The 25,851-nt window shown below is 38.3% G+C and carries 19 protein-coding genes and 1 other annotated feature (1 of these 20 only partly in view); of the genes, 4 read left to right on the top strand and 15 right to left on the bottom strand.

Going from position 1 to position 25,851, the window contains the following annotated elements; genetic code table 11:
• Positions 1 to 136 (top strand) — a binding site (T-box leader) (it extends 81 nt beyond the left edge of the window).
• 58 nt (positions 137 to 194) lie between these two features.
• Positions 195 to 1,184, top strand: coding sequence for a tryptophan--tRNA ligase (trpS, locus tag MHI10_RS03520; RefSeq protein ID WP_340782984.1), 990 nt, complete (start codon positions 195 to 197; stop codon positions 1,182 to 1,184).
• Between the two features lie 265 nt (positions 1,185 to 1,449).
• On the opposite strand, the gene fabF is transcribed toward trpS, so the two are convergent.
• Positions 1,450 to 2,694 (bottom strand): beta-ketoacyl-ACP synthase II, encoded by a 1,245-nt coding sequence (gene fabF, locus MHI10_RS03515; RefSeq protein WP_340782982.1) that lies wholly within the window; start codon positions 2,692 to 2,694, stop codon positions 1,450 to 1,452.
• A 50-nt stretch (positions 2,695 to 2,744) separates the two neighbouring features.
• Positions 2,745 to 3,680 carry a beta-ketoacyl-ACP synthase III gene (locus tag MHI10_RS03510; RefSeq protein WP_340782979.1) on the bottom strand — a complete coding sequence of 312 codons (936 nt, stop codon included), beginning with the start codon at positions 3,678 to 3,680 and terminating at the stop codon, positions 2,745 to 2,747.
• Between the two features lie 303 nt (positions 3,681 to 3,983).
• Between MHI10_RS03510 and MHI10_RS03505 the strand changes: the two genes are divergently transcribed.
• A complete protein-coding gene (locus MHI10_RS03505; RefSeq protein ID WP_340782977.1) occupies positions 3,984 to 4,181 on the top strand; it encodes a YjzD family protein in 198 nt (65 codons plus the stop codon).
• Positions 4,182 to 4,240: 59 nt separating this feature from the next.
• On the opposite strand, the gene MHI10_RS03500 is transcribed toward MHI10_RS03505, so the two are convergent.
• Positions 4,241 to 6,367: an ATP-dependent Clp protease ATP-binding subunit gene (locus MHI10_RS03500; protein WP_340782975.1), complete on the bottom strand. Its 2,127-nt coding sequence runs from the start codon at positions 6,365 to 6,367 to the stop codon at positions 4,241 to 4,243.
• A 324-nt stretch (positions 6,368 to 6,691) separates the two neighbouring features.
• Here MHI10_RS03500 and MHI10_RS03495 point away from each other — a divergent pair, with 324 nt between their 5' ends.
• Positions 6,692 to 7,372 (top strand): Crp/Fnr family transcriptional regulator, encoded by a 681-nt coding sequence (locus MHI10_RS03495; RefSeq protein WP_445683205.1) that lies wholly within the window; start codon positions 6,692 to 6,694, stop codon positions 7,370 to 7,372.
• A gap of 85 nt (positions 7,373 to 7,457) precedes the next feature.
• On the opposite strand, the gene MHI10_RS03490 is transcribed toward MHI10_RS03495, so the two are convergent.
• Both MHI10_RS03490 and MHI10_RS03485 read right to left on the bottom strand, forming a co-directional pair.
• Positions 7,458 to 7,772, bottom strand: coding sequence for a metal-sulfur cluster assembly factor (locus tag MHI10_RS03490; RefSeq protein ID WP_445683174.1), 315 nt, complete (start codon positions 7,770 to 7,772; stop codon positions 7,458 to 7,460).
• Positions 7,773 to 8,018: 246 nt separating this feature from the next.
• Entirely contained in the window at positions 8,019 to 8,777 is a 759-nt protein-coding gene (locus MHI10_RS03485; protein ID WP_340782970.1) for an alpha/beta fold hydrolase, read from the bottom strand.
• 126 nt (positions 8,778 to 8,903) lie between these two features.
• On the opposite strand from MHI10_RS03485, the gene MHI10_RS03480 reads away from it, so the two are divergent.
• Complete coding sequence (locus MHI10_RS03480; RefSeq protein WP_340782967.1) at positions 8,904 to 9,710, top strand: Cof-type HAD-IIB family hydrolase; 807 nt, start codon at positions 8,904 to 8,906, stop codon at positions 9,708 to 9,710.
• A gap of 54 nt (positions 9,711 to 9,764) precedes the next feature.
• Here MHI10_RS03480 and MHI10_RS03475 read toward each other — a convergent pair whose 3' ends face one another.
• The 10 genes from MHI10_RS03475 to MHI10_RS03430 all read right to left on the bottom strand — a co-directional run bounded on the left by MHI10_RS03475 (position 9,765) and on the right by MHI10_RS03430 (position 25,743).
• Complete coding sequence (locus MHI10_RS03475) at positions 9,765 to 11,234, bottom strand: alpha-amylase family glycosyl hydrolase (protein WP_340782966.1); 1,470 nt, start codon at positions 11,232 to 11,234, stop codon at positions 9,765 to 9,767.
• Between the two features lie 177 nt (positions 11,235 to 11,411).
• Positions 11,412 to 11,771 (bottom strand): YisL family protein, encoded by a 360-nt coding sequence (locus MHI10_RS03470; RefSeq protein ID WP_340782964.1) that lies wholly within the window; start codon positions 11,769 to 11,771, stop codon positions 11,412 to 11,414.
• A gap of 199 nt (positions 11,772 to 11,970) precedes the next feature.
• A complete protein-coding gene (locus MHI10_RS03465) occupies positions 11,971 to 12,873 on the bottom strand; it encodes a fumarylacetoacetate hydrolase family protein (RefSeq protein ID WP_340782962.1) in 903 nt (300 codons plus the stop codon).
• A 56-nt stretch (positions 12,874 to 12,929) separates the two neighbouring features.
• A complete protein-coding gene (locus MHI10_RS03460) occupies positions 12,930 to 14,105 on the bottom strand; it encodes a DUF418 domain-containing protein (RefSeq protein WP_340782961.1) in 1,176 nt (391 codons plus the stop codon).
• An 11-nt stretch (positions 14,106 to 14,116) separates the two neighbouring features.
• On the bottom strand, positions 14,117 to 17,836 hold the full coding sequence (gene addA / locus MHI10_RS03455; RefSeq protein WP_340782960.1) for a helicase-exonuclease AddAB subunit AddA: 3,720 nt from the start codon (positions 17,834 to 17,836) through the stop codon (positions 14,117 to 14,119).
• Entirely contained in the window at positions 17,820 to 21,461 is a 3,642-nt protein-coding gene (addB, locus tag MHI10_RS03450; RefSeq protein WP_340782957.1) for a helicase-exonuclease AddAB subunit AddB, read from the bottom strand. Before addB ends, addA begins: the two co-directional genes overlap by 17 nt.
• A gap of 105 nt (positions 21,462 to 21,566) precedes the next feature.
• The gene (locus MHI10_RS03445; protein WP_340782954.1) at positions 21,567 to 22,202 is read right to left on the bottom strand and encodes a TVP38/TMEM64 family protein; all 636 of its coding nucleotides are present in this window, start codon (positions 22,200 to 22,202) and stop codon (positions 21,567 to 21,569) included.
• Positions 22,203 to 22,378: 176 nt separating this feature from the next.
• On the bottom strand, positions 22,379 to 23,548 hold the full coding sequence (locus tag MHI10_RS03440) for a PDZ domain-containing protein (RefSeq protein WP_340782952.1): 1,170 nt from the start codon (positions 23,546 to 23,548) through the stop codon (positions 22,379 to 22,381).
• Positions 23,549 to 23,657: 109 nt separating this feature from the next.
• Positions 23,658 to 25,088, bottom strand: a complete 1,431-nt coding sequence (locus MHI10_RS03435) for a S41 family peptidase (RefSeq protein WP_340782949.1) — start codon at positions 25,086 to 25,088, stop codon at positions 23,658 to 23,660.
• 82 nt (positions 25,089 to 25,170) lie between these two features.
• Entirely contained in the window at positions 25,171 to 25,743 is a 573-nt protein-coding gene (locus MHI10_RS03430) for a peroxiredoxin family protein (protein WP_340782946.1), read from the bottom strand.
• Positions 25,744 to 25,851 lie beyond the last annotated feature (108 nt).

Raw genomic sequence — 25,851 nt, 5'->3', positions numbered from 1 at the left:
AATGGAATGGACTTTCGAGTTAGCTTTATGAACCTTTTTTCCAGTAGTAAAGCTCGGACCTTCACGTTACGAAGATGAGTGGCCATTTTTTGGCAAGCTGGGTGGTACCGCGGATTTTACATCATTCGTCCCTTCTATTTTATATAGAGGACGCATGATGTTTTTATTTTGTCCAAATTCGAGGAGGTTTTTTTTTGAAAACTATATTTTCAGGCGTACAGCCAACAGGAACGATTACATTAGGCAACTATATCGGCGCAATCAAACAATTCCCTGCACTACAAGATGAAGGCAATGCGATTTACTGTATCGTAGACCAACATGCAATTACCGTTCCACAAGACCGTTTAGAGCTACGTAAAAATATTCGCTCATTAGCTGCGATGTATATTGCTGTAGGGATTGACCCAGCTAAATCAACATTATTCATTCAATCTGAAGTACCTGCCCACGCTCAAGCAGGATGGATTTTACAATGTGTCGCATCCATCGGTGAATTAGAGCGCATGACACAATTTAAAGACAAATCAAACGGAAAAGAATCGGTATCTGCCGCACTGCTAACTTACCCACCGTTAATGGCTGCCGATATTCTTTTATATAATACGGATATCGTGCCTGTTGGAGATGACCAAAAGCAACATATCGAATTAACACGCGATTTAGCAGAGCGCTTCAATAAGCGTTACAATGATGTGTTAACAATTCCAGATATTCAATTACCAAAAGAAGGCGCCCGCATTAAATCATTGCAAGAACCTACGAAAAAAATGTCAAAATCGGACCCAAATACAAAGGCAACAATTCGTTTACTTGATACACCAAAAGAAATTGAAAAGAAAATTAAATCTGCGGTGACGGATTCTGAAGGTATTGTCAAATTCGATGTCGAAAACAAACCAGGCGTTGCTAATTTATTAACGATTGAATCTGCCTTATCAGGTATTTCCATTGCGCAACTAGAACAAAAATACGAAGGTAAAGGCTATGGTGATTTTAAAGCAGGTGTTGCTGAAGCAGTCATCACACATTTAACGCCTATTCAAGAACGTTATAATGAATTAATCGATTCACCAGAACTTGATGCGATTTTAGATGAAGGTGCTATTAAAGCCAATGCGATTGCTTCAAAAACGCTTAAGAAAATGGAGAACGCGATGGGGTTAGGGCGAAAACGACGATAAACATAATCCCTAACGTACCTACTGCTAAATAAATTTCCGCACTATTTAGTATGTACAACATGACAGCACGCCATGAATAACCGAGCGTACGGTAATTTAAATACAAAATGATATTACTAATGGACATAACACAAATTCCATAACAAAATAAAAATATGACAAAGCGTGCGATTGACACCATCCTTTGTACAACTATACGAAAAAACAACGTGCGCCATGACTGCGTACGTTGTTTTTCATTTAAATAGAGAATTCTTTTTAGAATTTATGCGCCTGTATATTTTTTAAACAATAAACAAGCATTATGACCGCCAAAGCCTAAAGAATTGCTTAATGCAAAGTCAATCGATGCTTTTCGTGCCTCATTTGGAACATAATCTAAATCACATTCCGGATCTGGGTCATGTAAATTCATCGTCGGTGGTAAAACGCCTTCTTTTAACGCCATTAACGTAAAGATTGCCTCCACGCCACCAGCCGCGCCTAATAAATGGCCCGTTACACTTTTAGTTGAGCTCATTGCCAATTGGTAGGCATGCTCACCAAATACCGTTTTCACAGCTTGTGTTTCGAATAGATCATTATATGGTGTACTAGTACCATGTGCATTAATATAACCAACTTGTTCTGGCGCAACGTTTGCATCATTTAACGCCATCGCCATTGCACGTGCAGCACCTTCACCATTTGGAGCTGGCGCCGTAATATGGTGGGCATCACCTGTCGAACCATAACCTACTACTTCACCGTAAATTTTCGCACCACGCGCTTTTGCATGCTCTAGCTCTTCCAAAATTAAAATTCCTGCACCTTCACCAATAACGAATCCATCACGATTTTTATCAAATGGACGAGAAGCTGTGTTCGCATCTGGATTTAATGATAATGCTGTGTTTGAACTAAAACCAGCAACGGCCATTGTCACGATCGGCGCTTCTGCCCCACCTGTAATCATCACATCCGCATCGCCTCGTTCAATGACTTTAAACGCATCACCAATCGAATTCGTTCCAGATGCACAAGCTGTTACAGAGCAAGAGTTAACACCTTTTGCACCAAGATAAATCGACACTTGCCCTGAAGCCATATCTGGAATCATCATTGGTACGAAAAACGGACTCACACGACGTACACCGCGCTCTTGGAATGTTAAAAATTGCTGTTCATGCGTTTCCATTCCACCAATTCCTGAACCAATCCAAACACCAACCCGTGGAGCCATTTCGTCAGTAATCGTTAAATCCGCATCTTTTGCTGCCATCATTGACGCTGCAAGTGCGTAATGCGTAAAGCGGTCCATTTTACGTGCTTCTTTTTTCTCAATATAATCTTCTATATTAAAGTCTGTTATTTCCGCTGCAACAGAAACCGTAAATTTACTCGTATCTACACGTGTTAATGGACCTACACCTGATTTACCTGCAACTACATTTTCCCATGCTTGTTCGGCACTATTTCCAACTGGTGTTACAGCGCCAATACCCGTCACAACTACTCGTCTTTTTTCCATCATTTGATTCTCCCTTTTGCTTGATGATTTGTTCTGCGTTTACTGCTTACTTATTTACCCCATTTCATTGCTAAGGCACCCCATGTGAGGCCTCCACCAAAACCGACAAGGACAACGATATCATCCTCTTTTATTTTCCCTGTTTCAAGATCATCCACAATCGAAATTCCGATTGATGCGGCAGAAGTATTGCCATACTTTTGAATTGTTTTAGACATTTTTTCTTCTGGTAAACCTAGACGTTCACGCGCGGCTTCCATAATACGGATATTCGCCTGATGCGGCACTAAATAATCAACATCTTCTTTTGTCAGCCCTGCTTTTTCAATCACACTTAAAGCAGATTCTCCCATTTGTCGGACCGCAAATTTAAATACTTCACGTCCATTCATAAAAATATTGTTTTCTTCATCGATTTTTAAATGCTTTCCACCTGTACCATCTGCGCCAAGTTCAAAAGCTAAAATTCCTCTACCTTCTGAAACTTTTCCGATTACCGCTGCACTCGCTCCATCACCAAATAATACGGCTGTATTACGGTCATCCCAATCGACAATTTTCGATAATTTCTCAACACCTACTACTAATACATAGTCGTAGCTGTTACTTTCGATAAACTGTTTGGCAATCGTCGTTGCATAAATAAAGCCTGAGCAAGCCGCTGAAATATCCATCGCTCCACCATTAGAAGCACCTAAACGTTCTTGAATCTGGCATGCAACACTTGGGAAATTTTGATCTTGCGTAACCGTCGCCACGATAATTAACCCAATTTGCTGCGCTGTAATTCCTGCATTTTCTATCGCTTTTACTGCTGCTTTATATGCTAAATCAGATGTTTCTTCATCTTCTGCAATGTATCGTTGTTCAATGCCCGTTCGCGTACGAATCCATTCATCTGATGTATCTAAAACCTTTTCAAGATCCATATTTGTCACTACTTTTTCAGGTAAGTACTTACCAATACCAATAATCCCTGCATTCATATTGTATCCCCCTTATTTTTCTATCCCATTTTCCCTTTATTTATAACACTAACGATTAGTATCTGGTACTAATTATAGACCATAACTTTTCTGAAAACAATAAAAAAATTCCTCTCCTATTTAACGCGTTGGGAATTAGCGCATATTGAATTTGAATTCTTAAAGAAACAATTCTTCTAACAAAGATTTGACAACTTACCGAATTGTTCGATTCTCTATTTTATTTTTGAGCACGCTTATGGTATGATATTGAGGATGTAATTCTATAATAAACATTTAAATAAGTTCAATGAGGTGAATTTGATGCAATATATCGTTACTTTCTTTTGGTCATTTTTATTAGTATCTATGCTAAATTATGTAGTAAGTTCTGTATTAGCTGTTGATTTTAACTTCCTAAACGGTGTTATTATTTCATTAGCATTCAGCGTTTTAGTATTTGTTATCGCAGCAATTATTCCAAACGAATCTACACCAGAATTCGAAGCAGAACAACACTAATTAAGAAAGACATCCAACCGTGCAAATAATGCCGAGTGGATGTCTTTTTTGTTTATTTATTATTTGCCTATTTGGATTGCTCCATTTTCGATCTGGATATGAAGCGTTTCTCCAGCTGTTACTTCCCCTTTTAATAACTCTCGCGCAACAATCGTTTCTAAATGACGCTGTACAAATCGTTTTAAAGGACGTGCACCAAATTGTGGGTCAATACCATTTTCGACAACCCAATCCACAACCGCCTCATCTACTTGCAATGTAATTTCTTGCTCAGCCACACGTGCTTGTAACTGGTGTACATATTTCCAAGCAATTGCATGGAAATGTTCATTCGACAATGCATGGAACATAATGATATCATCCATACGATTTAACAGCTCTGGTTTAAAATGCTGAAGTAATGCTGCATTCACTAACTGTTCGGAGTTCTCGCTGTTTTCCAGTAAATAATGCGAGCCGATATTCGACGTTAATATAACGACCGTGTTTGTAAAGTTGACATTGCGTCCTTGGCTATCGGTAATGCGCCCATCATCTAGCACTTGCAGTAAAATATTTGCCACATCCGGATGTGCTTTTTCAATTTCATCTAGTAGTACGACAGAATATGGATTACGTCTCACTGCTTCCGTAAGTTGACCACCTTCCTCATAGCCGATATACCCTGGAGGCGCGCCAACTAATCGAGATACCGAATGTTTCTCCATATATTCACTCATATCAATCCGAATGAAATGATCCTCTGAGTCAAATAATTGTGCTGCTAATGCTTTGGCCAATTCTGTTTTTCCGACACCGGTTGGACCTAAAAATAAGAAACTACCAATCGGCTTATTTGGATCTTTAATACCCGAACGCGCACGCCATACCGCTTCTGTCACCAATGTAACTGCATCTTCTTGACCTACGACACGTTCATGCAATGTATCTTTTAAACGCAGTAATTTTCCTCGTTCTCCTTCTACAAGCTTCGTTACTGGAATACCTGTCCATCGAGAAATAATTTTTGCGATTTCTTCTTCTGTCACTTCTTCGCGTAGCATACGGTTGCCCTCTGTCTCTTTTAGCTGCTGCTCGAGTTCGGCAACTTCCTTTTCGAGCGTTGGAATTTTACTGTATTGCAATTCACCTGCACGCGCTAAATTACTATTCGTATGCACTAAATCTTCCGCTTCTGCAATATATTTTTTTAATAAATCCTTTTTGTCGCGGACGTTTTGAAGTCCATTTTTTTCGATATCCCATTGTTCCTGCATACTTTTCATCGCTTGTTCTAATTCATCGATTTCTTCGCTTAATATTTCAAGTCGCTTTTTACTCGCTGCATCTTTTTCTTTTTTCAATGCTTGCTGTTCAATTTTTAATTGTGTTAAACGGCGCGTTGCTTGATCAAGCTCTTGTGGCATCGAATCAATTTCAATTCGAATCATTGCGCACGCTTCATCGACTAGATCAATTGCTTTATCTGGTAAAAAACGATCGGTAATATAACGATTCGCTAATTGTGCTGCCGCAATAATGGCACGGTCATGTATGCGAACACCGCGGTGATGTTCCTCAAAACGATCTTTAATACCGCGTAAAATGGATACCGTATCTTCAATAGAAGGTTCTCTCACCATCACTTGTTGAAAGCGTCGTTCAAGTGCTGGATCTTTTTCGATATACATGCGGTATTCATCTAATGTCGTCGCACCAATACAGTGAAGTTCCCCTCTTGCAAGCATCGGTTTCAGCATATTGCCCGCATCCATGGCGCCATCGGATTTTCCCGCACCTACAATCGTATGAATTTCGTCGATGAATAAAATAATGCTCCCCTCTGCATCCTTCACCTGTTTTAACACAGCTTTTAAACGCTCTTCAAATTGTCCACGGTAACTTGCACCCGCGATTAATGCACTCATATCTAACTCATAAACTTGTGCTTCTTTTAACCCTTCTGGCACATCTTTCCGAACAATTCGTTGTGCTAATCCTTCAACAATAGCCGTTTTACCGACACCCGGTTCTCCGATTAGTACGGGATTATTTTTTGTCTTTCTTGATAAAATGCGAATGACATTTCTGATTTCTTCATCTCGTCCAATTACCGGGTCCATTTTCCCATTTTTAACTTGTTCAATTAAATTTCGTCCATATTGTTCAAGTGGCGGACGATTATCTTGTGTTTGATTAAATTGCATAAATATTGCACCCCTTATCAATTATGCCTCGGCATAATTGCGTCCTGAATCGGCTTTGTGCTTGCACAAAGAATTCCCTTCCGATTCTGTGACATCTGCCAGAGGCTTAACTTATTTCAACGGTTGTTTGAACAATCGCTGAAATAAGTTTTTTTGACCTTCTTTGACTAATTTAATTGTAGGTCAAAAATAATTAAATTTCAAATAATTGCACCTATTACTTTATCCCCTAAGACCTAAAATGTGGTATGATAATCCTATATTTAATTAGTAATAATTTTACATTTCAGTTGGAAGGATGTGATTTTTGTAGATACTTTACAAATGATCCCACAAAAAATTGCAGCAATATTTCACTCAAAGGGGACATTGATTAAAGCAGACAAAGGGATGCATATTTTCCAAGAAGGTGAATTAGCTGATCATATTTTTTTAATTCATAATGGTTCTATACAAATTAGTAAGGAAACAGAAAGTGGCAAAGAATTGACGATTCGTATTTGTAGTTCGAACAGCCTAATTGGAGAAAGTTTATTGTTTTGCGGCGAACAACATCATTCAACAACTGCAAAGACACTTGAATGTTCCAAACTATTTTCTATTCACAACAATCAATTTGAAACAATTTTAAATGAACAACCGACACTGCTTATAGAATTTTTAAAATGGATTCAAACAGAAAATATAAAAAACCAAAGCCGTTTACGTGACTTAGTTCTCCATGGCAAAAAGGGGGCTCTTTATTCCACTTTAATTCGCTTAGCTAATACGTACGGTGAATATCGAAATAACAATGAGGTGCATATTAACCTTGCATTGACGAATACAGAGATTGCAAATTTATGTGCAACGAGTCGAGAAATGGTCAATCGCATGCTTACTGACCTACGAAAGACAAACAAGATTAAGATGGAAAAAAGCTATATTACCATTCTTGATTTAAATTATTTAAAACAAGAAATTGATTGTGAAAATTGTCCGCTTGCCATATGTCGAATTGATTAATTACAGTCGTGTAAAATTATTTACAAGAAACAAAAAATGCAGAAACGTTGCATTCACAACATTCCTGCATTTTATTTTCCACCTTTTAACGAATACCTAATGCCATTTTCGCATAGCGTGACATATTGTCCTTTGACCATGCTGGCTGCCATACGATATTTACCTCAGTTTCTTTCACTTCTGGTAATTCGCTTAATGCCGTTTGCACTTGGTCTACGATAACTGGAGCCATTGGACACCCCATTGAAGTTAGTGTCATCGTCACTGTCGCGGCACCTTCATCTGTTAAATCTACGTCATATACTAAACCTAAGTTGACAATATCAACGCCAAGCTCCGGGTCAATTACGTTTTCTAATGCGCTATACATGCTATCTTTCATATCTTGATCAATCGCCATTTTTCGTTTCTCCTCCCGCAATCTTAATCAATTTCGCCTTAGCGTAATTGCGTCCAGATTTTTTTGAGCTTGCTCGAAAAACTCCTATAAAAAATCTGTGACATCCGCTGGGGCATTGGACCAACACAATGTTGGTCACTTAGGCATTGCCGCACGACGCGGCGTTTTTAGCCTAAGTTCCTCGATTCAGCTGGGATTTGATCCCTGCTGAATCGAGTTAACTGTTATCATATCAGAACTTGTAGGTTATGCCAAATGTTGTGCCAGCCAGTTTGTCACGTTAAGAATGCCACTACGCGATACAGCATGTCCTGCATTTGGTTCTGCAATATAGCGAATTGGGTACTGCTCTTCTTTCTCCTTCAACTGATCATAAAAATCTCGACTCATTCGATATGGCACAACGGAATCCTTTTGACCATGCCAAAAAATAATCGGACTTTGCTTCACATGCTCCATACGTTGTTCTAAATTATAGTGCGAAAGCATTTTTAATGTCGCCTCTTGCTGCGCAGGTGTCATCGGAAATTCAATTCCTTTTGCCTTAAACTCTTCCACTTGATGCTCTGCAAGCTTTGTAAAACTTGTCGTGCCCATGCAAATACCCGCCGTCTTGATCCACGGATAAATCGCTAAGCAACCAGAAGTGACAATGCCCCCCATTGAAGTGCCTGCAATCCCAATATTTTCGCTGCCAAGCAAGTTCTTCAATTTTAATTCTTGATAGATGGTATTGACCTCTTCAACTGATTTCAAAACAATTTTCCAAAAGTTTAAATTCATTTCATTTTCCGATAAATGGTTCGTACGTTCCCCGTGCATAAGTGCATCTGGTAATATAACCCGTACCCCCTTTTCAACCAGCTGATACGCGTAATGAAGATTATGCTCTTTTGCACTTAAAAAGCCGTGTAAAAAAATTACAACAGGCGTCTCATTATCCATCGATTCATCATAAACATGTAATAGTGGGATTGCCTTCCACTTTTCATTTTTTACAATCACGTTATTCACCTCTAAACGATATACTTTCCCCTATTACTTTAGCAGAATATTGAAAACGTTACAAAACTTTGACGCGTGCTATTTTTTGAAGGTACAATAATAAGGATGTAAAGGAGGTTTTTCCGAATGAAAGAACATTTAATCGTATTAGATTTAGATGGTACATTATTAACCGATGAGCAAAAGATTTCAGCTCTTACAAAAGAAACATTAATGAAGGCGAAAGCTGCTGGCCACCATGTCATGATTGCGACAGGTCGCCCTTACCGAGCAAGTCAAATTTACTATGAGGAATTGGGGCTCATTACACCGATTGTCAATTTTAACGGTGCTTTCGTTCATCATCCACGTAATGCCCAGTGGAAATCGATTCATACCCCTGTCGATATTCGCGTCGTGCATGATGTCGTCGAATCGATCCATAAATATGAATATAATAATTTAATTGCAGAAGTCATTGATGATGTTTATATCCATCGTGAAGATGAAGCAATGTTAAATATCTTTAATATGGGGAGCCCTCATGTACGAATGGGTGATCTAAAAACAACTTTGTTAGAAGATCCGACAAGTTTGTTAATTCAAGCAAACGATGCTAATGTCCCAATCATTCGACAGCATTTACAAGATGTTCATGCCGAATTAATTGAGCATCGTCGTTGGGGAGCGCCTTACCCAATTATCGAAATCGTGCGTAAAGGATTAAGTAAAGCAGTTGGTATTGATCAAATTGCCAAAGAAATGGGTATTCCCCGTGAACGCATCATTGCTTTTGGCGATGAGGACAACGATTTAGAAATGATTGAGTACGCAGGCATTGGTGTCGCAATGAGTAACGGCATTGACCAACTAAAAAATATCGCCAATGAAATCACACTATCCAACAATGAAGATGGCGTCGCAAAACTATTGCAGGAACGTTTAAAATTATAAACATATGCAAAAAAAATCATCATTTCATTTAATCCGAAATGATGATTTTTTATTTTAATTGGCTTGTGCTTGTTCCGCACGACGTTTGCGCCCACGTTTTATAATGACAATCATAAATATTGTGTAAATAATTACAACTAAACTTAATGCCACGATATAAGATGTGTTAATCCCTCGCGCTTCGATTACATTATAAACTTCTACCATTTCGCGGTCTAAAATGATTGTATAATTATCATCCTTATTTGTGCGGATAATTTCACTATCAAACATTCCACGAAGCTCTTTTCCCTCACCAAGCTCAGAAACTGGAATATGAATGCGTTTCGTTTTACTTGAGTTATTAATAACAACAATCCATGTTTCTGTATCTGATTTACGTTCAAATACCATATAGCCATCTTCATTCATTAACCATTTGAACTCACCATTGCGCAGTGTTTCTGAACTGTTGCGTAATGTTTGCAGTTTTCCAATATAGTCAACAAGCTCAGAATCTGTTTTAAAATTGTAATATTGGTGTGCCTCTTGTCCAGCAGTACCATTCATCGCAAGTTCAGTACCATACTGTACAACTGGAACACCAGGTAATAATAATGCCGTTGAAACGGCAATTTTATTACGTGTTGGCGGATACATCTTTTCTTCCGTCGCATCTAACGTAAAACGGTCTGTCCATATATTATCGATCATTACTTGCGTAGGTACATCTTTTCCTGTAATAAATTCCTCAAGATGTGTATCTAAAACCGTTGTATTTAAATCAACATTTTTTAAAGCGCCACGATAAAGTTGCTCTGTATCTGCATAAAACTTCGCATCAAAATTAGCATCGCTTTCTGCATTTGAGATAACGTAAATTTCTTGTTTTACCGCTTTTAATTCGTCAATCAATGTATTTAAAAATGATGTATCTGCATTTTCAATATTCGTTATGCGCATACCATTGATATTATATGTATTCACAAATTGCACGGCTGCATCAATCAACGCTTTTTGAACTTCTGCATTGGCTAAATCCCACTGAATTTGTCCATTGTTCGAACTTGCCACAAAGTTTGGTCGGCTAGCCCATTCATGATTCGGACTTACATTTGAAAGCGGGAAGTCTACCATAATTTTCATATCGCGGTCATTATACTTTTTGACAACTTCCTTTAACTCATCTTCCGTACCAAAATGCTTTTCAAGAGTTGAATAACTTGTCACCATGGAGCCATCATATTTTTCAGTTGCGAAAACCGAACCGATCGAAACCGTTGTAAAGCCCATTCCAGAAATATAATCGAGTTTTTTTATAAGTCCATTAAAATCGCCCCCTGCAAACATTGCCGGGTCTTGTGCATTTACTAATTCGTCATCATTTGCGCCAATTCCATTAAAGAAACGGTCTACTAATAAATCATATATACTTTCATCAGCAATGGTATGATTTTTTTCTGCTTGTACAGTTGGTGTCAACATTAATGTAGTAGAAAGTAGAACACCTGCCGTTACAGCGCCGATCCATTTTTTAAATCCCACTTGTTATTCCCTCACTTTCACAACAATCCAACATAATTTTACCAAAAAATTGTGGATGGGTCGCTATGTTTCCAAAGTTATTTTAAGCAATTGCGACGAATCCGTGACAAAATTGTGGATTCCATATAAAAACCACTCCGAAACATGACGCTTCCAAAGTGGTTTCCTTTTTTCCTATTAGAATTTGCTACCGATTCCTGAGCTTAAACCTAAATACAATGTTACCGCTAAAGCAATTGCGAATAATCCCCAAAATACAGTAACTGATTTGCCTTTGTTTTTACGTACTAAAATCATTTCCATGAAACCAATTACCAAAATAGCGAAAAGAACTTTCATATCATAGTTCATTCCATATGCACTACGGTATTCTAGGAATAATGCGCCCCCAGAAATGATCATTAAAATGTACATTAAACGTAATCCCATATGTACACCTGTTAATTTTTTGCCTGCCAATGCCGCAATAAAGAACAGTACTAAAGCAATTACCCATGTTGTAATATGCAAATGTGTACCACTAACTAAAAAGCCCATGTATTTTCCACCTTTTCTATTTTCTTTCTTCAAGCAATATCCTACCATGTGAACGCGTGAAAATACAATGAATTGGTCTAACTTAGTTCCATCCTCATACATTCAAAAGGACAACACCCGCGCAATTATTGGGCGTAAGTGTTGTCCTTGCTAGTTGTGATTTTATGGATCTATCACAATCGTATTCTATTAAAAGTAATTACTCAAAGCGATTTGCTAATGTGCCGATGCCTTCGATTGAAATCTTCACCTCATCGCCAGCTTTTAAAAATGTTGGTGGATTCATCCCTTTGCCAACCCCAGCAGGCGTACCTGTTAAAATAACATCTCCTGGCTCTAATGTGACATGTTTCGATAAAATCGCAATAATATCCGACACCGTAAACATCATGTCTTTTGTCGAGCCATTTTGACGTACTTCTCCATTTACTTTCGTCACAATTGACAGGGCATGTGGGTCTGGAATTTCATCTTTTGTTACTAAATACGGACCCATTGGACAGCTGCCATCTAAGCTTTTCCCTAAGAAAAATTGCTTATGTTTTTGTTGAAGGTCACGCGCAGTAAGGTCATTGGCAATTGTATAGCCGAAAATATAATCAAAGGCCATCCCTTTTGGAACGTCCTTCCCGCGTTTTCCAATAACAATTGCTAGCTCACCTTCATAATCAAGAGAATCCGTTTTATCTGCATGAACTGGTAATGTTGATTCATCCGCTGCAATGGCAGTAGGTGACTTTGTAAATATCATAATATCTTCCGGTGCTTGTTCTGCACCCATTTCTTTTGCGTGATCATCATAGTTTTTACCAACACAAATAATATTTTTAGGTGTGCGCGGAATTGGAGAAAGCCACTCGATTTCTGAAAAAGCATATTTAAATTGCGCACCATTTTCAGCTTTTTGTGCAGCGTCTACTAATTTGCGTACTTGCTCTACAAAATCAAAACCTAATGCTATACCTTCAATAATAGTTTCAGGAAACGTAGGGAGTATATTTAACTGTTTTTGAATTTCAATGACATCCCATACTGCTTCTTCTTTTTTCACTTTCGGGCCGAACTTTACTTGTCCATTTAATTTAAAAGATAACAATTTCATAATGTGAGGAGCTCCTTCTGTTTTCTACATGATACAACAAAGCTGAATGAATTACCTTACTTTTCTGATAATATTTTCCCATAAGTTAATCTTTTAATCGCTGCTTCAAGTGGTCCTTGCTTAAATTTCGAAAACCATAGCTCTGCAAACAAAATTTGAACGATAAATAAAGCAATAGCAATGTAAATCCCCATTTGAACATCCACTTGCCCAAATAATCCAAAGCCCCAATGATAAAATAGCGTTGTGCAAATGATCGATTGCATAATATAAAGCGTCATGGACATTCTACCAGCTTTGGCAATCGGCGCTAATATTTTTACCGCAATCGGGAGCAGACACATTAATACGACGACTGCAATATAACCAATCGCCAAAATTGGTCCTCCTACGAATACTTGTAAATATTCATAACCATATGTTTGAGCAGATGCAATTGGGAGCGCCTTTAAATAAATTCCTATCCCTAAACCAACAATTGCTAATACGAACCAAGTGACGAGCTTTTCTCTCGCACGTTCAATCAACTTCCACTTCGCAAATGCCGCTCCAATGAGCATATAAGGTAAAATCGTGAACAATGCAGAAATCCACATAAATGGATTCATTTGAACAGCTAAATCATCTAAACGTTGCATAAAAGTATCTGTCCATGTGCCGACACCATAAGCCGTAATAGCATTTTGAATCGCGGTAATATCTACTGACAACACTTCCATCGATTGATTGAAAATACCAGTAAGCGCATATAAACCTAACATCGTACTATGGTATAATCCGTTCACAACAATCGCAATAAACAATAGCCATTTTGCAGGTAAACGTATTAAAGCGATTAAAAATATACCACAAAAAGCATACGTCGCTAGAATATCTCCCCACCAAATTAAGACCGCGTGAATCATACCTACACAAAATAAAATGACCATTCGTTTTGGTGCAAATTTATAAAAGTTTGTGCCCGATGCTTTCGCTTTTAAAAACTGCATTGCTAATCCATACCCGAATAACATAGAAAATAACGGGTAAAAACTACTTTGTACGTAAATATCTAAAAGTTGTTGTAAAATGATGTCTTGCGCGGAAGTAAACCAATCCTCTAAACTTGCAATATGAGGCATCGGTAAGTAAAATCCGAACATATTTACCAATAAAATTCCGAGCAAGCTAAAGCCACGTAAAACATCAAGCGTGGCAATTCGCTCCTGCGTACCAACTGGCCGAAAGTTCACAAAAAAGCCCCCTAATCAATTTTCACTTCTTTCCCAATACTATATAAATACAATAAACGCTCATTCACTTTAACCTGTTTAATGGATTCAATAGCTTGTTGATAATAGTTTAATTGAATGTGATACGCTTTTGTCATTTTTCGTTTAATTTTCTCCAAATCGTCTAATATGTCACTTTCAATCCGATCCGTTTTATAGTCAAGCAGCACCCAGTGACCAAATTCATCTTCAAATAGGCAGTCAATGACCCCTTGAATAATTTGCGCATCTCCCTCAGCATCCTTTAAGCTCCAAGTAAATGGGACCTCACGCAAAGTTTGTTTCGCATGCTTAAAGCGTTGGCCTACATCTGTATTGAAGAAAGCAAGTACTTTTTCCGCCTCGATTACATCCGCTTCAATTTGTTGTAATAACTCGCGTGAAACGAGTGATTGAATAAATTCCGCTGTTTCTGCTAGTGTTTGAAAACCTTCCTGAGGTATATGCTGCATGACCGCATGCACCGCTGTACCCATTTCTGTTGCGGATAGCTTGCGTTCCTTTTTCTTTAGCATAAAGCTCGGAACATTCGCTTTCACATAGTTTCCTGCGTTTGAATTATAAACTTGCTCTTCTTCCATTCTTTGAAGACTTTCTAAACGTTTCAACTCACTAACGGAAGTTTTGGATTTTTTCGTCACCGCATGTTCATATGGATACGTCGTTAAAAAGCGTTGCGTTAATAAATCCACAAGCGATTCATCCACTTGTACGATTTGCTCCGTCTCCACTGTTTCTTCCTCTGTCCCAGATGCTAAAAATGCATCATTTGAAATGATATTTACAAACCACTGCGTTGTAAGATTTGCTTCCTTTTGTTTTCCATATTGTGCAAGTAAAAAGTCCCCGTGTCTTGCAACAGCCGGTCCCACCCAACTTAAATAATGATTTGCTTTCGAACGCGTATAACTCGGCAATACTGTTTCCTCTAAATCTTGATAGAATGACCAATCTTCTTTTTGCTTTTCCCAATCTTTAATCGAACCAACTAAAATTAACTGCTCCTTTGCACGGGTCATTGCTACATAAAGAACACGCATTTCCTCAGCCTTCATTTTAGCCAGCTTCTTTTCCTTCACATATAGATGTGGCAATGAAGTGGACATAACATTTAAATCTGGATTAACCGACTTAATCGCCAGTCCAAAATCTTGATCAAAAATATAGCGGTTACCTAAATCTTTCGTGTTAAATCCACGACTCATCCCCGCTAAGAAAACGACAGGATATTCCAAGCCTTTTGATTTATGAATCGTTAATAGCGTAACCACATCATCGGCTTCACCAATTGATTTGGCAATCCCTAAATCGTCCCCGCGCGACTGCATTCGGTCGATAAATCGTAAAAAACGGAATAAGCCACGGAAGGATGTTTTTTCATAGCTTAACGCACGGTCATGAAGCGCGCGTAAATTGGCCTGGCGCTGTTTGCCATTCACCATAGCCCCGACCATTTCAAAGTAACTCGTATCTAAATACACTTGCCAAATTAAATCTGCAAGTGAGCCATGACGTGAAAAGTTACGCCATTTTTCATGGAGCGTTAAAAACTTTTGTAGCTTTTGCTCAGTAGCAATCGCCATTTCACCAGATGCCTTGACCATATATTGCTTCAACGCTTCATAAAACGGCACTTTCCCGTTCATTAAACGAATGGCCGCCAACTCATTTTCCGTTAAACCAATAAAAGGCGAACGTAACACAGATGCAAGCGGAATATCTTGATATGGATTGTCGATTACTTTGAGCGTATTCAACATGATCATCACTTCTAATGACTCAAAATATCCACCATCTGTTTCAGCATAAAGTGGGAGTCCCGCCATCTTAAACTCCTCTGCAAACGTTGCATACCAAGTACGCGAGCGCATGAGCACGACGATATCTCGGTAACTGATCGGACGCATTGATTTTGTTTTTGGGTTATATACTTGTGCCCCGCCTCGGACCATCTCTTGAATGCGCATAATAATATAGCGTGCCTCTTGCTGCGCCGCGCTAATACTTTCCTCTTCGTCACCGTCACCATCTGAATTTGCTACAGTTTGCAGTTTCGAATCGCCCTCTAATAAAACAAGCTCAACCGGCACTTGCTGCTCATCATAACTCGCACCAAACTTTAATTTTGCTTGTTCGTCATAAATTATTTCGCCAACTTCTTCGTCCATAATTTGCTCAAACACATAGTTCGTGCCGTCTAATACTTCAGAACGACTTCGGAAGTTCGCATTTAAATCGATTTTCATCCCATTATTGACCGGATTTTCATCAAACCGCTTATATTTTTCAAGGAATAATCGCGGTTCTGCTAATCGAAACGCGTATATAGATTGTTTTACATCGCCGACCATAAACAGGTTTCCATTTGCTTCGTCCCCACTTTTCACAAGCTGTAAAATCGTCTCTTGTAGCAAATTGACGTCCTGATACTCATCCACAAGCACTTCCTTAAAGCGTTCCTTGAAGTTCATTGCTACTTCAGAAGGTGTCGGTGGCGTTGTTTTGATTTCAGCATGCGATAAAATTTCTAACGCATAATGCTCCAAATCCGAGAAATCAAGTAGCCCACGCTCCTGTTTTGCTTGTTTGAATGCTTCACTAAATTCAACCGTTAATTTAACGAGTGTTTCCATAATCGGCTTCGTTTCGGCCATTTCTCTCACATACAGCTTCGGATGACGCGCAAAAAACGTTTCTGATAAAGTAGCGAGCATCTCTTTTGCCTGATCGCGATACCCTTTTGCGATGCTATAAAAACGCTGGTCCTCTTCCGTATCTTTTTTCGTAACAGCCTTTATTCGATCAAATTTAATAAGCGGCAATAATGTATACGCTTCTTCCCACGTACCACTTTCCATCGCTTCAAGTACTTGCTTCGCTGCTCTGTATTCATTGGCAAAAAGGGGTTCATTTTTTTGAAGTGCTGGCTGTACCGAAACAATTTGATACCCTTTTTCTAGACGTGCGACTACTTCTTTTAAGTTCGTAATAATCATTGGACGAATTTCCTGTGCAATTTGTAAATCATCTATCGGCATTTGCTCATCATTGTCATATTTCTCAGGTAATGCGCGTAACCATTCATACGGATCAGGCTGTACACGCGATACTTTATACATTTCCTGCAATAGCTTTTCAATCGCTTGGTCACTTCGATCCGTGGCAAAACTATCAACGAGCGCATAAAGCTCTTCCTTCGTAAACAAATGCGCCATATCCCCGCGATACGCCTTTTCGAGCACGTCCATTAACACATCATCTTGCATTAATGCCGCTTCTTCTGTACTTGCTAAACGAAAACCTGGGTCTAAATCAATCGTATACGCATACTCACGACAAATTGTTAAGCAAAAAGAGTGCAACGTCGAAATTTGCGCTTTATTTAATAAGCTAAGCTGACGTCGTAAAAACGCATTATTCGGATCTTGTGCAATTGACTTTTCAAGCGCTTCCGCCATCCGATTACGCATTTCAGCCGCCGAAGCATTTGTAAATGTCACGACCAATAATTCATCCACATCAATGCGACGATCTTCTGGTGCTAAAATCTTTTGAATAAGGCGTTCAATTAATACAGCCGTTTTCCCAGAGCCTGCTGCTGCCGATACTAAAATATCGTGACCTGATGCATAAATGGCTTTCCACTGTACATCTGTCCACTGAACATTTTCCGGTTTAGTTGGAATCATCATGCACACATACCACCTTTTCAATATTTTCAAATACTTCTTGCTCCGATTGTTTTTTCAATTCATTAAAACGATTGCCCGCCTCTGCTTGATCAAATTGACAAACGGACTTATAACTGCAAAACGTACATGCCGTATGATTGCTCAAACTATAAGGCTTAATTTCCGTATTTCCTCGGTAAATTTCATTGCCTGCATGTTGTAATTTATGGTGAACGAATTGCTGAAGGTTTTCCATATTTTTTGGCTCAATTACTTTTGATGAGCGTCCATTAAACTCCAAATTTTCATCCTTTTTAAATGCGGCGGGTACGATAATCGACGTTTTACTCGGCTCTAATGACGTATCCATTAATTGCGCAACTTCCACGTCTTTCAACATATAGCCACTCAATTTAAATTTTTCTTGACGCAACCCTTCAATTTTTTCAAGCTCCGTATAATCTTCTGTTTGAATGAGTGGATTATGCACATGCAAATAGAACATACCTGCTGCTTGTACAATAATATTTTCAAGCTCGGATAAATCACTTACGAACTTACTTTCCTTTGCTAAAATCGGAACATTCCGCAACGCGACATCTAAATACGTTAATAATTGCATCGAAATGCCGTTATACACTTCTGTAAAGTCTAATTTTCGTCCGCTCGATTTATAATCAATGACACGTAAATATAAATTTTCCGCATCTTTGTATGCATCAATTCGGTCAATTTGTCCACGCACATACATTTTACGATTATTTTCAAGTTCAATTTCTAGCGGCTGTAATGGATTCTCATCATCCTTTTCCGCGTTTTTCTCATCGCGTTTTCCAAAAGGTTTTTCATGAGCAATCGCTTTAAACTTCGATAGCTCACTTTGATTAATGAGCGCGAATAATGTGCGCGCGACAATTTTCACGAGCTTCGTTTTAATGTATTCAAAACGATGACTGCTTTTCAAAATGCTGTATGAAAAATAATTTACTAAATTCGTTACCGTTTCATCCGCTTGTTCATAACAGGCACGGTAATTATTCAATGGAATTGGTCGTTCATTATCAGACAAAATTTTGCGAATCGCTTCGTGGAATAAATCGCCCATTGCGAATGTTTCCAATTTAAATTCCGCACGTTCTTGCAACTTCAATCCATACGAAGCAAAATGAGAATACGGACAGCTGTAAAACTTTTCAATACGGGATACACTTGCTAAAAAATCTTCCCCGTATAATTTGGTTGCCATTTCTTCTGTCAATGGCTCGGCTTCATTTACGGTAGAAAGTGGTTTCGTAACAAACGCTAAAACTTCTTGCCATTTTGGCTGACGTTCATAAAACGCTTGTAATGCGCTCCACTCCGCTTGTAATGGCTTTTGCTCTTGCTGTGCTTTTTTCAATTGTGTCATTAAAAAACCGACTGCTGGCGATGGATGGCGTAAATAATTTAAAATTTGTTTCGGATTAATGTCCTCGAGCGGATCAATGACTACACGCTTATGTGGTAATGTTTTTTGCTTTTCTCCATCAGCTGTTTCCACCTCGAATAATTTATGCAAATGGTTTATATACAATGAAGATAGCTTGCCCTTACTTTCCTCATCCGCACTTGAAAAGGTAATAAATAAGTTATCCGTTGGCGATGAAATAGCTCGGTAAAATAAAAAACTTTCTTGCAGCAATCGACTTTTTATTCCCGGTGCTAGCTCAAAATCCGACTTTTCAAACGTTGCGCGCTCGTCATCTGATAGAAGACCCCCAGCATCCATACGCATTGGGTATACACCATCATTCACACCGATGATGAAAATCGCCTGCATATTATCGAAACGAGCAAATTCAAGCGTCGAAACGGTTACTTCATCTAAAGTTGGCGGCACACTTGAAAATTCAAGCGTTTCAAACCCTTCATCTAAAATTTGCGCGGCATCCTCGACAGTCATTTCTTTATTCCCAAACATTAAGTCAAACTGCTCTAAAATATGGACCCAACCATTCCATGCCTGCTCATGCTCAAAAGATTGGTGCAATTCATTTGCTTGTTCTTCTTTTTCTTGCATTTTGACAAGCTTTTTATACACATCAAGCTGATCCATAAACTCATAAAGCGCAACAATAATTTCACGCCCCATTTTCGCTTGCTTTAATTTTTGTTGCAATGCAAAGACAGGTTCCCGAATAATATCTCGCGCTTCTTTTAAACGGTTTTCAATTTCGCGTTCATCTTCTGTTTGGATGGAATTAATTTTTTCGAGTGATTTAAAGCGGCGATAATGCCAAACTTCTTCATTAAACCAACGATCATGAACAATTCCCTTCGCAATGACGAAGTTTTCCAACACATCTACTTTATCTCTCATTTCAGCAATTTTTGCATTTTGAGCGAAAAACAAATCCGTTTTGACACTACGGAAAATCGGTTCATATTTCCAATTCGTTGTAATAATTTCTAAAACAGAACGGCTAAATTCAATTAAAGGATGATACAGCATTGAACGCTTTTCATTTGAAAATAGCGGTATTTCATATTGTTTGAACGTTGTCGCAAGTATCGCATCATATACATCTGCTTGGCGATACATAATCCCAATATCCTTATACCGCTTGCCTTCTTCGACAACTAATCGTTTTATTTCCTGGGCAATTGCTTGCACTTCTGCACGAGGATTCGCCCCTTCAATAATTTGCACATGATTTTGTGCATGAATTGGTGTGAAAGTAGGCGCTTGGAAATTTTGTTCAATATGATGCAAGTCTGAATTTGTCGAACGATAATTCATTTCAAGATGAATCCGCTGTTCTTCTTCGATTTCAATATTTTGTTCAAATAGTACTTTTTTCAGTTCATGTTGCAGCTTTTCATAAGACATCGCGGCACGGTAAAATACAGCCCCCTCTAATTGATCAAGCTGAGCATCTTCAAATGGTAAAACAACCGTCACTCGCTGCGTATAAAGTAAAAGTTGCTTTAGTACCGCAAATTCTTGCCCTGTAAACGATACGAATCCATCTAAATACACATGTGTTTCACGTAAACTTTCCATCTTTGGCATCCGCTCGATTAATAGCGGGAAATAACCATCGCCATCCACATAATCCATACCAATTCGGTCATTTAATTGCTGTAAAATAATTTGTAAATCATGCATTTTATGAAGAAGAATTTTGCTTGCTCCATTTTCTTTTAATGAATCTATTAGAGGCTCAATCGTTTCTACATTAATATTGTATTGGCTAAACTCTTTTAAAATTTGCTCGACTTCTTTTGTAAAACCTCGTTTACCTGCTGCTTGGCGGAATAATAAAAATTCTTCCTTATGCTCTTCTAAAATACGGCGAATTAACATGCGGTAGCCTGTCCCATCAATTCGCTCTTTTGCAATGCCTCCTTCTTTTTGCAAAATAAACCAAGCTAATCGTTTGAACGTCATGACTTGGGCACGCATAATACCTTCAAGCCCATAATTATTCGTTAATTGATATTCCGTAGAGAAGGTCATTTGGTCAGGAACGATAATAAAAATTTGTGGACCAAGTGGATTTCCCTTCAAATCTTCTACAATTTCTTGATGGATGAATGCTGTTTTCCCTGTTCCCGCTCTTCCAGATATGACACGTAATGACACATTTCCCACCTCATCTTTCATCTATTTCTTCTATTATATAATAAGAATGCATGTTCGCGCACTACATACCCGTTGGACACTTTTTCTCCCCCCATATAAAAAAAGGGATGTGATTAACACTTGTCATCACATCCCTTGTAGCTTATCTTTTTTCGCTTTTTCAATTGTGCGTAAGTCACGTTCTACTCGTTTGTTTAAACTTCTTTCAAAGAGTTTACCGAGTCCCCAAATAACTAAAATAATGAGCCCTGAAACAACAATTTTCATCGGCGCACTTAAAATTGCTCGTAAATCACTCCCCAAATAGCTCATCAAAAAAATCATGACCGGCTTTGAAGCGATTAGCGTAAACAGGAAATATTTCTTTTTTAAATTCGAAAGGCCAGCGACACTGTTGACCAAGACAACCGGTGTAAACGGTAAACAAAGCAAAATAAATAATGGCGTAAATCCGCGTAAATCTACCCAATGAATGAGCTTTTTTATTTGTTGCTGTTCTTTAATAAAACGGAATATACGGTGTTTGCCAAATTTACGGATAAGCAGGAAAAAGGCATAGGAACCTGCTACGGTGCCGAGCCAGGATAAGAGGAACCCCCAAAATAATCCGTACGCACCCGCATTTGCTACTACTATAACGAACAACGGTAAAATCGGTACAAATGATTCGATAAACGTTAAAAATATCCCCATAAACGGGCCTAATGATTTATATTGTTCAATTACTGCCTCAACATTATCAATGGTAAGCCAATCAAGCATAGAATTCACCCCTACTAACAATAAGCATTTCCTTTTTTAATGAAATTTATTTCTTCAATAAATCTTTTCTTCCATAATACCATAATTCGACATTTGTAAGGGTTAGGTTTTGAAAAGTTCTATGCAAAAAAACACAACTCCCTATCACTCGAGTTGTGTTTTCATTTTTTAGTTTATTATTTCACTAGCAATACGCCAATTTTATGATGGTCATCGTTATGCACAGCATGCTGAGTTAATCGGAGCTCTTGATTATGATCGATTACCTCTAAACGGCAATGTGCTGCATTAATTTGCAATGCTTCGTACAATTCATCCTCTGAAAAGACTTCTTGACCATTCACACGTTGGATAACCTCACCTGCAATTAAGCCCATTTTTTCAGCAGGAGAATTCGGTAATACTGCCGCAATCATCGCTCCTTTTCCACTTCGCATGACAGCATAGGAATCACGATCTTCTTTGCGTCTATAATAAATAACAATAATCGTACGCGAAATCACCCCAAGCGCTAATGCAATTGCGCCTAAAATAGGGAAGAAGTAAGCAGTAAAACCAACTAATAATAACAGTTCCCCTATGAAAATAATGCTTCGTCCAAGTTCAGGATAGACATACTTGGGCATGACTTTCCGTACAAGCTGTTGGAAACCGATGACAAACGGAAACAGGACAAGTGAAAATTGCTCCTGCCCCAATGAAAATTGCGGCCAATATGGTAAAAACCCTGAAAATGCATCACCCGGAATAATAATAAACACCGGTAAAACCCAAATTTTCTTACTGTAATAGGCAATTCCGTTAAACCCTCGTTTTGTCGTTTCTACTATAGGTGAAGCAAATTTCGCCCCGTAACGACGGATTAATAAACCTTCTGCCATTAACAATACACCTGCTAAAATAGGTGCCGTAACCGCAAGCCCATCCGCAACATTATGTCCAGCAAATTCAAAGCCCATTATTTCAAAGGACCAATCTTGCCAATACATCGCAGCAACTACAACGAATGCTACCGCGATCACGATTATTGGAGATAATAAATGATAATTAAATAACAGTAAACCAATCATACTGATGAGCGTAATTAAAATTAAAAACTCTAATGGAACAGTTAGACCGATTACAATACTGGATAATGAAACAATTAACGATAATACAAAACCAGCGAAGAACATAGTCTTTAACTCAGACCATCCTCCTAAAATACGCGTTTTAAAGTATTTGCGTTCTCTTTTTACACGTTGATATCCTAAAAATATAGCTGAAATTACAGCAATATATAGTAATGGATTGATGAAAAACCTTCCAATACTTTTCAAAACTTCTATTAAAATAGTTGAATCCATTTTTCCACCTACCATCCAATCATTACTTCATTTATTGTACCAAATCCTACTGTTTATGCGTAGTGCTAATTGTAACGACATATCCGATGTAACATCTGAAACTATTTCTCTACATTTGAAGTTGGTGCATGACGAAACTGAGTGCCATTTGAAGCTGTGTATCATTAATTTGTGAAGCTTTATAGGCTTGTAATTGTTCTGTCACTTTCGCAAAGAACTGCTCATCCATATGGCGCCCATCCTGTAAATCAACGCGTTTTCTAAAATTCGAAACAGCCTGTGCCGTTTCCATATCAAAGAAGCCATCTTTGCGGACAATTGCGTAGCCTAACTCTGCTAATACGTTCTGTGTATAAGCTATTTCTTCACTAAAATCACCTGTTTCAAAACGACCTTTTAATAATTTTGTCCCAATTCCATAAAGCGGGTGCTGTTTCACTTCAATATCGGGCTCGATTCCTACATGGTGAATCCAGCGCTGTGTTGGTGTGAGCCATTTATTTGTAGAAAGCTTTAATTCACCACCATTTTTTAACTCCCAATTTTGTTGAACGGTTCCTTTACCAAAGCTCGTTACCCCAATAATCGTTGCGCGTTGCCAATCTTGTAATGCACCTGCAAATACTTCACTAGCAGAGGCACTTCCTTCATTTTGAATAACGGCAACAGGAATATTCTTCAATTTTTCGATATAAGGAGAAAATTCTTCCACATATTTTGTTTTCAATGGTTCTGTTTTCCCATCACTTTTTTGCATATAGGCGAATATTTTTTCCTGCCGTTCAAACGTGCTAATCATTTGAGCGACACTATGTAAATAGCCACCTGGGTTATCTCGAACATCGATAATTAATGCTTTCACATCTTGTTCAAATACTTTATTAAGCTCACGTTGCCATTCAGCGCCTGTTTCTTCACCAAATAATGTAACCGTTAAGTAGCCAATCGCCGTATCTTCTACTTTAATAACTTCCGATTGCACTGTATTATTTTTCAGTTTCGCTCTCTTCACACTAATTTTCACATGACGTTCTAAGTTTGGACGAAACACAACAAGCTCGACTACCTCCCCTTCCTTCCCTTGCATCAGTTGCATCACATCACTCAACGTTTTTCCCTCAAGACGCGTATCATTAATTTGAATGATTTCATCTAGGGGACGAATACCCGCCTTGTCCGCTGGGGATGTCTTTACTGGTGAAATAACGATAAATTTCCCTTCTGATTCACTCAGTTCAATCCCAATGCCAATGCGCTCACTAGCAAGTGTTTGCTTATGTAGAGCGGCTTCTTGTTGTGAATAATACGTGCTATACGGATCATCAATCGCTTTTGCCATCCCTCGAAGGGCCCCTTCAACTAACTTTTCTGAAGTAACATCATACACCGATTCTTTCGCAATCAAATCATGCAATTCATTCACAACAGCAAAATCCGTATCTTGTGTCTTTGCATTTGGCTCCTGATCTAGCAAAAAAAAGAGAATTGTAGGTATTAAAATAACGACACCTAGCAATAAAAAAATCCGACTTCTTCGCACAATTTTCCCTCCTGTTCATTTAAATTTATGAACGGAAAGCGAATTTCATACTTTCAAAGTCGAATATGTTTTCTCTATTTAGTTAATTTAAGCTTTTAACATTTTCTCTTAAGGAATCTACATCCAGTGGTCCGACAATTTGTTTTTGAACTTTGCCTTCTGTATCAATCATAAATGTCGTTGGAATTGTAATAATTTCATACTGTTTCGAGACACTCCAAACAGGCTCTAATAAAATTGGAAACGTAATTTTATAACTTTCTAGAAATTTTTTAACTCGCTCTACATTTTCTTTTTCATATGTTAAATTGACACCGATAATTTCAACATTATCCTTTTTGGCATATTTATCATAGTATTTTTGCATATGTGGCATTTCTGCTTCACAAGGTGGACACCACGTCGCCCAAAAATTAAGTACAACACGCTTTCCACGTAGATCTGAAAGGGTTACCTCCTCACCGTGTATATTCATCAATGTAAAATCAGGCGCTATTTGTCCCTTTTGAAGCCCTACTTCTTCTCCGAGCGTCACTTCATAACCCTTTGACTTTTCAGGGATTGCATTGCTTGCATCTATTTCTCTTTTAATATACGTTCCAGCCATGACGATGACCAATGCCAATACGATGACAATTCCAATATTTTTCTTCATTGTGGTACACCTCGCTACATATGATATAGTAGTACCATATCATATGTATCTATAAAGTATTCTAACAAAAAAGGCAAAACCCGAATTTTTTTCCGAGTTTTGTCTTTT

The organism is Solibacillus sp. FSL K6-1523, assembly GCF_038005225.1.
Taxonomy (GTDB): domain Bacteria; phylum Bacillota; class Bacilli; order Bacillales_A; family Planococcaceae; genus Solibacillus.
The sequence above is the reverse complement of the archived record's forward strand: the minus strand, read 5'-3'. Positions and strand labels throughout refer to the sequence as shown.

What these genes read in the sequence shown, in the direction of transcription:
- fabF (WP_340782982.1), bottom strand. Translation starts at nt 2,694, where the DNA reads ATGGAAAAAAGACGAGTAGTTGTGACGGGTATTGGCGCTGTAACACCA.
- MHI10_RS03510 (WP_340782979.1), bottom strand. Translation starts at nt 3,680, where the DNA reads ATGAATGCAGGGATTATTGGTATTGGTAAGTACTTACCTGAAAAAGTA.
- MHI10_RS03505 (WP_340782977.1), top strand. Translation starts at nt 3,984, where the DNA reads ATGCAATATATCGTTACTTTCTTTTGGTCATTTTTATTAGTATCTATG.
- MHI10_RS03500 (WP_340782975.1), bottom strand. Translation starts at nt 6,367, where the DNA reads ATGCAATTTAATCAAACACAAGATAATCGTCCGCCACTTGAACAATAT.
- MHI10_RS03495 (WP_445683205.1), top strand. Translation starts at nt 6,692, where the DNA reads ATGATCCCACAAAAAATTGCAGCAATATTTCACTCAAAGGGGACATTG.
- MHI10_RS03490 (WP_445683174.1), bottom strand. Translation starts at nt 7,772, where the DNA reads ATGGCGATTGATCAAGATATGAAAGATAGCATGTATAGCGCATTAGAA.
- MHI10_RS03480 (WP_340782967.1), top strand. Translation starts at nt 8,904, where the DNA reads ATGAAAGAACATTTAATCGTATTAGATTTAGATGGTACATTATTAACC.
- MHI10_RS03470 (WP_340782964.1), bottom strand. Translation starts at nt 11,771, where the DNA reads ATGGGCTTTTTAGTTAGTGGTACACATTTGCATATTACAACATGGGTA.
- MHI10_RS03465 (WP_340782962.1), bottom strand. Translation starts at nt 12,873, where the DNA reads ATGAAATTGTTATCTTTTAAATTAAATGGACAAGTAAAGTTCGGCCCG.
- addA (WP_340782960.1), bottom strand. Translation starts at nt 17,836, where the DNA reads ATGATGATTCCAACTAAACCGGAAAATGTTCAGTGGACAGATGTACAG.
- addB (WP_340782957.1), bottom strand. Translation starts at nt 21,461, where the DNA reads ATGAAAGATGAGGTGGGAAATGTGTCATTACGTGTCATATCTGGAAGA.
- MHI10_RS03445 (WP_340782954.1), bottom strand. Translation starts at nt 22,202, where the DNA reads ATGCTTGATTGGCTTACCATTGATAATGTTGAGGCAGTAATTGAACAA.
- MHI10_RS03440 (WP_340782952.1), bottom strand. Translation starts at nt 23,548, where the DNA reads ATGGATTCAACTATTTTAATAGAAGTTTTGAAAAGTATTGGAAGGTTT.
- MHI10_RS03430 (WP_340782946.1), bottom strand. Translation starts at nt 25,743, where the DNA reads ATGAAGAAAAATATTGGAATTGTCATCGTATTGGCATTGGTCATCGTC.